The sequence below is a fragment of the Clostridium sp. OM02-18AC genome (assembly GCF_003481825.1).
Taxonomy (GTDB): domain Bacteria; phylum Bacillota; class Clostridia; order Lachnospirales; family Lachnospiraceae; genus Brotaphodocola.
Genome location: NZ_QULW01000021.1, coordinates 36563 through 48445, shown reverse-complemented (window position 1 = coordinate 48445; position 11883 = coordinate 36563). Strand labels below are relative to the sequence as shown.

The 11883-nt window shown below is 44.0% G+C and carries 9 protein-coding genes; 4 read left to right on the top strand and 5 right to left on the bottom strand.

Going from position 1 to position 11883, the window contains the following annotated elements; all coding sequences use genetic code 11:
- Positions 1-13: 13 nt before the first annotated feature.
- The 5 genes from DXB18_RS13815 to DXB18_RS13795 all read right to left on the bottom strand — a co-directional run bounded on the left by DXB18_RS13815 (position 14) and on the right by DXB18_RS13795 (position 8285).
- A complete protein-coding gene (locus tag DXB18_RS13815; RefSeq protein WP_118708412.1) occupies positions 14-1066 on the bottom strand; it encodes a BMP family ABC transporter substrate-binding protein in 1053 nt (350 codons plus the stop codon).
- Positions 1063-1740, bottom strand: coding sequence for an HAD family hydrolase (locus DXB18_RS13810; protein WP_118540597.1), 678 nt, complete (start codon positions 1738-1740; stop codon positions 1063-1065). Before DXB18_RS13810 ends, DXB18_RS13815 begins: the two co-directional genes overlap by 4 nt.
- A gap of 14 nt (positions 1741-1754) precedes the next feature.
- A complete protein-coding gene (locus DXB18_RS13805; protein ID WP_118540598.1) occupies positions 1755-2534 on the bottom strand; it encodes an MTAP family purine nucleoside phosphorylase in 780 nt (259 codons plus the stop codon).
- Positions 2535-2726: 192 nt separating this feature from the next.
- Entirely contained in the window at positions 2727-3743 is a 1017-nt protein-coding gene (locus tag DXB18_RS13800) for a LacI family DNA-binding transcriptional regulator (RefSeq protein ID WP_118540599.1), read from the bottom strand.
- Between the two features lie 213 nt (positions 3744-3956).
- Positions 3957-8285, bottom strand: coding sequence for a hemoblobin-interacting domain-containing protein (locus tag DXB18_RS13795; protein ID WP_182430586.1), 4329 nt, complete (start codon positions 8283-8285; stop codon positions 3957-3959).
- A gap of 209 nt (positions 8286-8494) precedes the next feature.
- On the opposite strand from DXB18_RS13795, the gene DXB18_RS13790 reads away from it, so the two are divergent.
- The 4 genes from DXB18_RS13790 to DXB18_RS13775 are packed head-to-tail and all read left to right on the top strand — an operon-like array spanning position 8495 to position 11882.
- Entirely contained in the window at positions 8495-9226 is a 732-nt protein-coding gene (locus tag DXB18_RS13790) for a tRNA 2-thiocytidine biosynthesis TtcA family protein (protein ID WP_118708408.1), read from the top strand.
- Between the two features lie 23 nt (positions 9227-9249).
- The gene (locus DXB18_RS13785; protein WP_118708406.1) at positions 9250-10302 is read left to right on the top strand and encodes a tyrosine-type recombinase/integrase; all 1053 of its coding nucleotides are present in this window, start codon (positions 9250-9252) and stop codon (positions 10300-10302) included.
- A gap of 52 nt (positions 10303-10354) precedes the next feature.
- Positions 10355-11047, top strand: coding sequence for a precorrin-2 C(20)-methyltransferase (cobI, locus tag DXB18_RS13780; protein ID WP_118708404.1), 693 nt, complete (start codon positions 10355-10357; stop codon positions 11045-11047).
- Positions 11040-11882, top strand: a complete 843-nt coding sequence (locus DXB18_RS13775; RefSeq protein ID WP_118540608.1) for an ABC transporter ATP-binding protein — start codon at positions 11040-11042, stop codon at positions 11880-11882. The genes cobI and DXB18_RS13775 overlap by 8 nt, the downstream gene beginning before the upstream one ends.
- Position 11883: the final 1 nt, after the last annotated feature.

The window sequence follows — 11883 nt, the reverse complement described above, 5'->3', positions numbered from 1 at the left end:
TCACTATGACCTGCTATTTCAGTAAACTCTCCATATCAAGAGATCCGGATTTTACTGCTTCAAGAAGCTCATCCAACTGTGACTTTACATCATCTGGAAGTTTATCATAATCTCTCTCATCATAAATTGCAGACTGCGTCTCAATTCCGTAATTCGTTTTACCTGCTGCGAAATTTCCCTCTTTATATGCGGTAAATGAATCGAATACTGCTCCGTTAATATCCGTTAAGGAGGACCAGAATACACAGTCATCAACATCGCCCTGCCACTCGTCTACACCAATGCATTTAATTCCGGCATCTGAGCAGCCCTGAATTACGCCAAGTCCAGCTAAATTCGCAGTCTGGAAAATAATATCTGCGCCCTGGCTGACCATAATCTTAGTCTGTTCTCCTGCTTTTACCGTGTCACTGTCATCGCCCACATAAGCAGTCTGAACAACTACATCCGGGTTGCCATAATTTGCTCCGGCAAGATATGCATCACGGAAACGGTTAATAACCGGAATATCCAGACTTCCAATCCATCCAATAGTTCCGGACTCCGTTGTCTTAGCTGCTACAAATCCGGAAACAAACGCTGGTTCCAGGGAGTCTACATATACGTTGGCTACATTATCATACTTTGTATCCAAACTGCTATCGATCAGACAAAACATGGTATCCGGATATTCCGGTGCCAGCTCAACAGCCACCTCATTGATCGTATCAAACATGGTGTAGATCGGATTTGCGCCCATCTCTGCCATGGCTCTGATCTGCTCAGAATACTCAGCCTTATCAAGCGCTTCAATTAACTTGACATCCGCTCCATACTCATCCGCAATCCGTTCAAAACCAGTCCAGGTCAGATCTGTAAATGGAACACCAGCCGGCGCCTCAGAGATCAAACAGGTAAACAGTTTCTCATTTTCCGGCTTTTCCTTTTCATCTTTTTGATCCTTATTCTCAGTTTTTGCCTCACTTGCTGCCGGTGCCGGATCCTTAGGAGCTTCCTTCTTGCCCGCACATCCTGAAAGTGCACAAAGCACAGCTGCTGCAGTCAATACCAATCTCATCTTTCTCATATCCTTCTCCTTTTTTCTGAATGGTCAAAAATAGAACACAACTCTTTAATTTCATTTACCACACAATCCGGTGACTGTTCCATAAGGGAGTCCAGTGACCAGTTTCCTGATGGTACCGCTACTGTGTACACACCTGCCGTTACGCCTGCTTTGATATCAAAGGGGGATTCGCCAATATAGACACAATCTTCAGGATTCATCCCACAGGCTGCAGCTCCTTTTAAAATTGGTTCCGGATCCGGTTTGAAACAAGTTACATCATCTCTGGAAACCATATATCGAATATAGCGATCCAACCCCATTTGTTTCAGGATATGTGCGGCATTCTTTCTCCGTTCCGATGTGATCAGGCAGATGGGACATCCCAGACTCTCAATGTACTGCATCGTTTCCAGCGCTCCATCTATGAGCCTTGCATGCTCCATATGTATGGGATACTGCCTTTTATATTCTTCAATAAACTGGGTGATCGTTTCTTTGTTATCCTGACTGATATCTGTAAGGGTAGTAAGCATGACCTCAACCGGAAGGCCAAACATCCCCATGATCTGTTCTTTTGAAGGAATCACCCTGCTTACCTTTTGAAAAGCAGCAAACAGTGCATCACAGATGCAGTCCTGTGAATGGATCAGGGTTCCGTCCAGATCCGTTAGCAGTGCCTGATATCCTGACATTTCAACTTGTCTCCTCATTTTTTCAATATTGCATGATCCAGTGCATGACTGCACGGACAATCTCTGTCGTCGGAAAGCGTCGGTATTGCAAGATACAGAACCTGCTTAAAGTCCTCAATACCCTGCTTGAGTAATCTTGGGAAGTCATCTGCTTCAATCTGTTCTCCGAGACACCAGTTCGTTGGAACGCAGATATGTGCATAACAGATTGCTGCTTCTCTTGCAAATACAGCCTCCGGCAGGGTAGTCATGCCAATAAGATCTGCACCAAGCTGTCTGAACATTTTCAGTTCAAATGGTGTTTCAAATCTAAGCCCCTCATTGACAAAAATAACTGCCTTGTCATGGACATGACCAGGTTTTACCTTATTTGCTGCATCAATCAGAGCCTTTCTTAAATCCGGACAATATGCCGGGGTCATATCCACATGATATGCTTCCACCTCATCATCATATAAGGAACGTGGAAATCTTCTGGTCCAATCACAAAAATCATGAGGAATCACGAGACTGCCGAGCTCAATTTCCGGGTTACTGCTTCCCACACAATTGGTCGCCAGAATCCGCTCGACCCCCAGTTCCTTAAATGCCCAAATATTAGCTCTGTAATTAATACGTGGTACAATGATCTTGTGCTCCTCACCATGACGCGGAAGAAAATAAACCTTACGTCCCTGAATAGTACCCTCAAATATCTCTGAGGAACGCCCATATCGATTATTATGAACAAACATTCTTGGGTTTTCTAAAAGCTCATAAAATCCACTGCCTCCGATAATTCCTATTGGTTTCATTGTTCCTTCTCCTTCTCCTTTTTATTTACTCTCGGAATTTCCGTGAGTATAGAAATATTCCATACTGAAATCGTTTTCAGTATGAGTAAAAAAATGTTGGCCTTTTTACGACCACATTTTTTGCCCTCCAACTATTACAAAAAAGAATGCGCATCCATATGGAGCACTTTCAATTTCATAGGACGCAATTTCCTATGAAATATGAATGACCGATGTACGTTCAATAAACTTTAATTCCAGGCTTTCTATACAGGCACCCGCATTCGTTCCTGCACCTTCCAGTCTGTCAAGCAACAGCTTTACAGCTGAACTGGCAATTGCAGAAGTGTCCAGACGAAAACTGGTGATTCCATAGCGGGCAAATGCCTGTACGTCTTCGTCAGATTCTTCAAATCCAATAAGAGAAATGTCTTTTCCCAGTACCATCCCGTGATTTCGAATAGCCTCAAGAACTCCGACAGTCAGTGTATTATTTCCTGCTATGATAGCCGTTGGTGGATCAGGCTGTTCCAGCAGCAGCGATGCATACCGGATACCTGCTTCAATCTTCCAGCAGTCCTGTATCACATATTCATTCCTCCATGGAAGTCCATGAGACTTTAGGCCATCACGAAATCCGCGGATTCGTTCTTCAGCAATACCATTTCCTTCAGCTCCAACAAGAAATACCATTTTTTGATGTCCATGTTGAATCAAATACTCCGTGCCTCGATAAAGTGCCTCGTAATTTCGGTTCATAACACAGTCAATAGAAGTATTTCCTTCAAAGTAACGGTCAATCAGCACCATAGGCTTTTTTACCTTTTGCAGCGGCAACAATTCCTTTAAAGAAGTAGCATTCAAAATTCCATCCGCCATCTGACAAATCGGACTTCCCAGAAACAGACATTCTTCTTCTGCAGATTCAGTTGTATATACAACTACATAATAGCCATATCTTTTCATTTCCTGGATTACCGTATTAATCAACTGAATGAAAAAGTGATTATTAATGACCGGTACGATCACGATCACCATCTGGCTTCGACCTCGTACCATAGCCTTAGCTGTAAAATCCGGCACATAGTTAAGTTCGTCAATGGCTTTCTGAACGCGTTCCTTTACCTCTGGATTGATCCACTTATAGTCATTGAGTACACGTGAGACCGTAGCTGGCGACACACTTGCATATTCAGCTACATCTTTAATCGTGATTTTTCTTTTTTTCATGTGCACTTTTCCTCTTTTCCATAACTGAAATCCTTTTCAGTAAGGCAATTTTACCATATAGTTATGGATATTGCAATACTGTATACAGTACTTCATTCATACTAAATTGTAATGAGTATTTATAAAAAATCCAGCAATAAAACGGAGTGTATCGCTCATGTCATGAGTTATACACTCCGTTTTCCGAAACATCAGAGCATCATACTATACTTCCTACTCTTCTGCTTGATCCTCGGTGATTGCCACTGCATCTTTGTTGTCTTCCGTATCCGGATCCTGGGCTTCTTCTGAGGAAGAGTCATCATCCACTAACGTGTCTTTCTTGACTTCCTCTGCATCTTCCTTTGCATCGTTCTCAGCTGTCTGCTGATTTGATTTGCTATCATTCGTATTCTTTGATTCTGCAGCATCTGTCTGTTTTTTCTTATCTTCCGAATCCTTGCCTTCAGCAGAATCCATTCTGTCCTGGTCTGTGGATTTTTCATCGCTGTCATCAGAAATGATCGTATCTTCATCAAGAATCTGATCATCATCTGATGCTTCTTCCTCATCAGAGACCAGCATAATTGCTGCTTCTGAATGCTCTTCAGCAATAAGTGCTCCATTCTGATCCAGCATGAATGTCAGATTTTGATAACCATCTGCTGAAATTACGATTTCGTTCTCACTCTCAGTGAGGGAATTCTTACCAATGTAAATTTGGCAATCAGTTGGCCTAAGAAGATACTTATTCTGTTCCAGATAGAATGAATTAGAAACTGCAGTAAGCTCCGTCTCATTCAAGGTGATCAATTTTATAGCATCAAACCAGTCATCTAACTTTTCACCGCTTAATGTTACTGTATAATTGCCAGACAACGTATCTTTTGTGGCGGTACTGACTTCCGGCGCTGCATTTTCCTCACCATCTTCGTTTCCGATATCACCATTCAAACCGTCGGAAATCTTTCCATTCTGATCCAGCGTGATCGTCACAGCCAGATCTTCATAACCCTCTGCCTCAATCACGACTTCGTTTTCCTCAGAATTTTGAAAAGCAAAATTGCTTAATAAGATCTGCTTCAGCATCAAACTCGTACGATATTCATTTCTGTTTAAATCATAATCAGCTTTTTGATACTCAGTTTCATTAACCGTAACGGTAGTGATCTTGTCGAACCACTCTGCATCATCAAACTGAAGTGAGAATCCATCGGTAATACCCTTGATTTCAACAGGTTCTGCAAGCGTTTCCTTATTTTCTGTATCCGGATCCGACGTTTCGTCTACCAGTTTTCCTGTTTTGTCAATATAGAAGGTCAGGTCCTCGTATCCTGCTACTGAAATTACAATTTTATTTTTATCTTCCGTGATTTCCTGATTTCCGAGCATAACAAAACCATCCGTCTCCGAAATCGTATACTGGGCAGACCCATAAACATAGTTTCCTTTTTCGTATGGCTTACCATTGACGCTTACATCACTGATATTTTTGATCCAGTCACAGAAGTCTGTGCCAAACCGGAAGGTATATGCCCCCCAACTATCTTCCCCATCTACTGCTGCCGGCGGCTCCTTCGCTTCATCCGGATTTGTTTCACCAGGATCCGTCTGGTCCGCTTTTGAAATTTCAAAGGTGATCGTCTGGTTTTCATAATATGTAGCTTCGATCGTTACTTCGTATTCACCCTCCGTATCAAACAGATCTTTTCCAAGAATCAGCTGATTTTTCTGTTCCTCACTGATGCTGTAACCAACTTTTTCCCAGATATTCTCCTGTCCATCCGGACGAATGTTTTTCACGGTTCCGTCTGGTTTTTTCAATGACACCTTTGTGATATGCTTCCAGATATCTCCGCTTTCGTCTGCATCATTTGTAAGGATCACTGCATCGCCAACTTTCAGATTCTCCTCTACCGACAGATGAACATCCTTTTTATCCTTTACAACCGGTACCGAAACTGTATTATCCTGATAGCCATCCAGCTTGATCACAAGCGTATTACTGTCCTTTTCAAGACGGAACACATCTGCATCCAGCCGCAATAAACGACCACTTTCCGTTAATGCATATTTCGTGTTGGAAAGCTCCTGATAATCTCCATTAACATAGAGCTTCGCCTCCTCCGCTACAGTCTTAAGATAAGCAAGATCTTCACAGGAAAGATAAACATCCGTTCCTTCTTTGATCTCCGTGATCGTATTTCCGGTCTCATCCGTCAAATGAATCACAGGAGCCTCTTTTCCAAGGTAATTGCCATTCATCTGTGTCTCACCAAGCAGGTTATCTTCCAGTACATATTTCACTGCATAAGGACGATTTGGAGTTGTCTCTGCATTTCCTGCTGCTAAATAATCCGCAAAGCTTAAATAAGTTCCGGCATTCTTTGCCTGCTCTACTGCATCCCGGTATGCTTTAAAGCTGTAAAAGGTTTTTCTGTCCTCGCCAATAACCGCATCGTAACCAGACATATCGGATAACCAGCGATCTGCAATCGCATCAGCAGCTTCATTTTCAACCTGGAGCTTGCTTAAGATCAGCGCGTTTGCGAGAAGATCCGCATCAAAAATCAGGTCAGCAGTCATCGTAGTGCTTCCACCGTCTGATCCGTCAGAACTTCCGCTGCTGCTTCCGCCGCTGACCGTTGCACTGGAGATGGCATCCACTGCGGCAAGTGTATAGGATGCATGTGCTTCTTCACGGACCGCACTTGCTGCGTCAGATACCGTAAAGGTGTAAGACATATCCTTAAATCCGGTAGCATGAACTGTGATGGTATATTTACCCGGAACCGGAATGTTATTTCTGCCGTTTGTGGCAGATTCGTCGTTATAAAGAACAAAGCTGTCACCGATCAGATACCAGTCACGAATCTTTTCCAGATCTTCGGTAGTTCCGTCCGGGCGTTTCAGCTCTACACGATTCACCGGCATCGTTGCTCCATACGTCATATTCTGAACTGTAAAATGAAGATTTTTCCCGCTGACGATCGCACCGGCTTCACTTAAGATCATGGAAGGTGCCGTGCCGTTTACAACCTCGATCGGAATCAGCGTATCCGTATTTCCTGATTTTACACGAAGATAATACAGACCATTGGAATAAAAGTTCGTCTGTCCAAGCGGCACTGTGATCTGTCCAACCGTTTTTCCGTGATGATCCGCAAGATCACTGCTCCATGTCAGATCCGCATTGATCGTATTTTTATTTCCGTTTCCGGAAACAAGATCCACATCAGAAATACTGTCAAACCACTGTTTATCTGCCTCAGATGTATAGTTAAACATCACGATGGCTTCACCACTGACATGATATACATTGTCTGCTGTCTCATCGTCCTTCAATTCTGCTTTCGGCGCATAATACCGGATCTCATCTTTTTTCTGTCCGAGCGAAAAAGTAGTTGTTGACGGCTTCACACGGACCTGACCATGATCATCATAATTGGTCAGCTGATAATCCCATACATTAACAGATCCATGTGCAAGAAATGCAGAAGGTGCTGTATGCTTTCTCACTTGAATCATGCCAGAACCATTCTGACTGCCTCCAAGGGACACGGTCTGTGTGTGACCTTCTGGATCCATCGCAGTAATACTGCCGGGATTTAAAACCGTCAGCTCCCATTTTGCAATGGTACCGTCCGTATCCACCGGAGTCATTGCCTCGGTGACATCAACTCCATCGATCATGACTCTGCAGTTATTCAGAGAATATCCTTTTGCGAAAGCAACTGACACGTATTGGCTCCAGCCAAGATCTACGACTCTGGTCTGGCTTTCCAGAAGAAGGGAACTCTGCTGTTCATCCCGTCCGTTTGAAGTACCAGGAGATGATGGATTGCTGTTCGTATTTCCGGAAGAAGTACCTGAACCGCTTCCAGATCCATTAGAGCTGCTGCCGGATCCGCTGGAGCTGCTGCCGGATCCACTGCCTGAAGAACCGCCACTGCTTGTCTGCGTACTGCCAGAGGCTCTGTTTTGTCCGCTCATCCCTGAATATCCCTGACCCGGGCGTTCCTGAACCTTTCCGTTTTCATCCAGCCATGCTCCATCCTGATCTACCGGATAGCCGTCCGGAGTCGTTCCGTTCGTAAACATTTTTCCAGGGTGTTCACCGGATTCCGGTTCAAAATAATAACATCTGCCATCAATCCACTGCCATCCGGATACCATAGCACCCTCGGTCACATCTGCATTCGTACTGTAGAAATACCAGGCACCTTTCTCATCTTTGATCCACCCGGTATGCATTCTTCCCTCAAGACCATCGGATTGCTGGTCAAAATAGTATTGTTTTCCATCGATAACAGTTTTTCCTGTTTTCATAACTCCGGTATCCGGATCTAAATAATACCAGCCGGATGCCGTATGAATCCAGCCCTTTGCAAAGCTTCCATCTGCTGCCTGGTATCTCCAGTTCTGCCCCTCACGGACCCAGCTTCCATGATCCGGTGCCCCCCCAGCTGTGATCGTCGCACCGTAACCAGTCATTGTCTGAGCTGCAGTCATAATAGCCAGACATACAGCAAACGCCTGTTTTTGAATCTTGCGTGTTCTCATTTTTCTTCCCCTTCCGTTACGCAATTTCATCCTGTAAATTAGCATATGCTAACTCCAATAACGGATTTAGTATAAAAAGTAGAACTTCGATTGTCAATTTCATATTCGTCAGATGAGAAACATTGCTCAATAAAGATAAGTATGACGCAGAAGCTTTTTTGTGGTAAGATAGTCTTACGTTTTAGAGAAAGGATCCTCGTATAAAAAAGATGAAACTTCAAAAACTACTCAGCCTGCTGCGTCAGGCCATTGACCAATATCATATGATTGAAGCAAAAGATCACATAGCGATAGGAATCTCCGGCGGCAAAGACAGCCTTACCTTACTGTATGGTCTCGCCAGTCTTCAGAAATTCTATCCGATTCCCTTTACATTATCTGCCATTACCGTAGATCTCGGACTGGAACCTATGAATCTGAGACCAATTCAGGAACTTTGCAGCAGCTTTCACATTCCTTACGAGATTGTGACCACCGAGATTGGAAAAATCCTCTTCGACATCCGCAAAGAAACAAATCCATGTTCTCTCTGCGCAAAGATGAGAAAAGGCGCGCTAAACCAGAAAGCCATGGAACTTGGATGCAATAAAATCGCTTATGCCCACCATAAGGACGACATCATCGAAACTGCAATGATGTCTCTTCTCTATGAAGGACGTTTCTATGCATTTCCACCAGTTACCCATTTAGACCGCACAGACCTTACCGTCATTCGGCCGCTGATGCTGGTTTCCGAGGCAGATGTAAAAGGCTTCCGGAACAAGTATCAGCTTCCGGTCTGCAAAAATCCCTGTCCAATGGACGGTCACACAAATCGCGAAGCAATCAAAAATCTGATCCGTTCCATCAATGCGGAGGCACCTGGTGTGCGGGAACGACTGTTTCATGCAGTATCATATGGAAACCTTCCCGGATGGGAAAACCCTGATAAACATAAATAACAAATTCGGAAAGAGACACAATTATGGCAAATATACCTTATTATCAGCAGAAAGACATTGAAAATATCAAAAAGCTCAGGGAAATGATGAAAGAGCTTCCTCCATTTTGCACCGAGTTTTTCCGTGGGATTGAACCGCGCACCTCTACAAGGACCCGGATTGCCTATGCCTATGACTTATCTGTTTTCTTTGACTTTCTGAAAAAAGAAAATCCTGTCTTTTCCAAAATGAAACGAATGGATTTTCAGCTGGAACAGCTGGATGAAATCTCGGTGACGGATCTTGAAGAATATATGGAATACCTGAAATACCGATTCAACGAACAGAATCATGAGATTATGAATCAGGAACGAGGTATCATGCGCAAAATATCTTCTCTGAAAAGCTTTTATAATTATTTTTTTCGAACAGAAAAGCTTGCAACAAACCCGGCAGCTCTCGTCCGGCTCCCAAAGCTGCATGATAAAGAAATCATCCGCCTCGATGTAGATGAAGTAGCCCTTCTTCTGGATGCCGTAGAGCAGGGAGAAGGCCTGACTGAAAAACAAAAAACCTTTCATAAACGTACACGGCTTCGTGATCTGGCACTCCTGACGCTGCTTCTCGGAACCGGAATCCGCGTTTCCGAATGTGTCGGTCTCGATATCAACGATGTAGACTTTAAAAACGGTGGCATACATATTCATCGCAAAGGCGGAAAAGAAGTAACGGTGTATTTCGGGTCAGAAGTAGAAAATGCACTTCAGGACTATCTTGATGAACGCTTTGGAATCATTCCGGAAGAAGGAAGCGAGCAGGCACTCTTCCTTTCCATGCAGCGCAAACGCATGAATGTCCGCTCGGTAGAAAACCTGGTTAAAAAATACGCTCATATCGTCACACCGCTCAAAAAGATTACCCCGCACAAACTGCGCAGTACCTATGGCACCAATCTGTACCGGGAAACAGGCGATATCTATCTTGTAGCAGATGTTCTCGGACATTCCGATGTAAACACCACCAAAAAACACTACGCCGCACTGGAAGATGAACGGAGAAGAAGTGCCAGAAATGTAGTGAAATTGCGGGAACCATAGAATTAAAAAGTAAATAAATTTTTCACTTTTAAGAACGAAAGGAAGAAACATTATGAATGGAACGTTATACGGTGTTGGTGTTGGTCCTGGAGATCCTCGCCTTATGACCTATCTTGCAGTCGACACAATTAAATGCTGTCCGGTCCTTGCGGTACCGGCAGATGGCAAGGGAAAGGCAGTCGCTTACCGGATTGCAAGCGGCATTGTTAAGAATCTCGATCAGAAAGAATGTCTGGATCTTACCACACCCATGACAAAAGACCGGGCTGTTCTGGACGCTGCATATCAGACCGCAGCGGACCGAATCATAGAAAAGCTGGAACAGGGACTGGATGTAGCCTGTCTTACCCTTGGAGATCCGACCATCTACAGCACTTATATTTACATTCACCGTCTGGTAAAAGCCCGCGGATATGATGCAAAGATCATCAATGGAATTCCGTCATTCTGTGCTGTCAGCGCCAAGCTTGAAGATAGTCTTGCAGACCGTTCTGAGCAGATCCATATCATCCCATCTACCTATGGAGTCGAAGATGCACTGAACCTTTCGGGAACAAAAGTGCTGATGAAAGCTGCTTCCAAAATGCCGCTTGTAAAAGAAGCTCTAAAACGCAGCAATACAACCTGCTCCATGATTGAAAACTGCGGCATGCCGGACGAGCATATCTATCACTGTATTGACGAAATACCGGATCAGGCAAGCTATTATTCTATTATTGTTGTAAAAGAGGAACCGCATGATTAAATTACAAGATCTAACAAAACAATATGATAAGTTCCTTGCGGTGGATCATCTGAACCTTACGATCGAAACCGGAGAGTTTTTTGGACTTCTGGGGCCAAATGGTGCAGGAAAAACAACAACGATCAGCATGCTGTCTACACTTCTGCTTCCTACCAAAGGCTCCATTCAGATTGACGGAGAACCGCTGACCAGGCAAAATGACCGGTTAAAAAGAAAGCTCAGCGTCGTTACACAGGAGTACTCGATGCGTCAGGACATGACTATGGATGAGATCATGGAATATCAGGGACGTCTTTACTATATGCCATTAAAAAAAATACGGGAACGTTCAGAACAATTATTGAACTTTTGTGAACTGCTGGATTACCGGAAAAGAACCGTCCGGAAGCTGTCTGGCGGAATGAAAAGAAAACTGATGGTCTGCCGTGCACTGTTAACAGAACCGGAAATATTATTGCTGGATGAGCCAACAGCCGGAATGGATGCTCTGGCCCGCAGACAGATGTGGAATCTTTTAAAAAAGCTGAACCAACAGAATCTGACGATTCTTCTTACTACACATTATATGGAAGAGGCTGAATCACTCTGCGACCGTGTCGGCTTTATGTGCCGCGGTGTGCTGAGAGAAACTGATACGCCCAGGCACATGATTGAAGTGCTTGGGCGCTATGCGGTAGATGAAACAAAACCGGAGGGTGTCAGATGCCATTATTTTTCAGAGAAGGAGGAAGCAATCCGTTATCTGTCCGACTCGCCATATGAGACATCACTGCGCAATACAACGCTGGAAGATGTCTTTCTTGAGCACATCGGAAAAGAAATGGAGCGCAGATGAC